Here is a 1,104-nt window from a genome sequence, read left to right on the forward strand (position 1 = left end):
CTCAACGAAATGGCTATCGAGATCGCGACTGGGAGACGCGCGCCGGAACTGTCGAACTTCGTATTCCCAAGCTGCGGACCGGCAGCTATTTCCCGAGCTTTCTGGAGCCGCGCCGCATGGCCGAGAAAGCTTTGACCGCGGTGATCCAGGAAGCTTATATCCAAGGCGTTTCGACCCGCTCGGTAGACGACCTGGTCAAGGCAATGGGGATGAGCGGCATCTCCAAAAGCCAGGTTTCCAGGCTTTGCGAAGAGATTGACGACAAGGTGAAGGCTTTTCTGTCCCGACCTATAGAAGGCGACTGGCCATACCTGTGGATCGACGCCACCTACCTCAAGGTCCGGCGCGGTGGCCGCATCGTCTCCGTCGCTGTCATTATCGCAATCGGCGTCAACACTGATGGACGGCGCGAGGTTCTCGGCATGGAAATCGGCACTTCCGAGGCCGAACCGATCTGGACGGAGTTCCTGCGTAAGCTGACGCGCCGCGGCCTGCGCGGTGTTAAGCTCGTCGTATCCGACGCCCACGAAGGCATCAAAGCCGCTGTTTCCAAGGTCCTGTCCGCGACCTGGCAAAGATGCCGAGTTCACTTCATGCGCAATGCATTGGCGCATGCTGGAAAGAGCGGCCGGCGCGTCGTCTCAGCCTTCATTGCAACGGCCTTTGCCCAGGACACACCCGAAGCTGCCAGCCATCAATGGCGCAGCGTTGCCGATCAGATAAGGCCAAAGGTGCCAAAACTCGCCGGCCTCATGGATAGCGCCGAAGAGGACGTGCTGGCCTACATGACCTTCCCAAAGCAGCACTGGACCAAGCTCCACAGCACGAACCCAATCGAGCGGCTGAACGGTGAGATCAAACGAAGGACAGAGGTCGTGGGCATCTTTCCCAATGACGACGCCATCGTCAGACTCGTCGGCGCGCTGCTTCTCGAGCAAAATGACGAGTGGGCTGTTCAGCGCTCGCGCTACATGACGCTGGAAACCATCGCCACAATGAGCGATGATCAGCTTATCAGCTTGCCAGCCGCAAGTTGACCCATTCCCGGCCTTGGCCGGAAAGCTCGATGATCAACCGAGCTACACCATTCCATGGGACACGATC

The 1,104-nt window shown here is 58.9% G+C and carries 1 protein-coding gene; it reads left to right on the top strand.

The window, feature by feature from the left end; all coding sequences use genetic code 11:
• Window positions 1–1,037: IS256 family transposase (locus ACI3K0_RS30725; RefSeq protein WP_404946983.1), on the top strand; the 1,037-nt coding region annotated here is incomplete at its 5' end.
• Window positions 1,038–1,104 lie beyond the last annotated feature (67 nt).

Origin of the sequence: Rhizobium sp. ZW T2_16, from assembly GCF_044987325.1 — a bacterium.
Classification (GTDB): domain Bacteria; phylum Pseudomonadota; class Alphaproteobacteria; order Rhizobiales; family Rhizobiaceae; genus Neorhizobium; species Neorhizobium cellulosilyticum.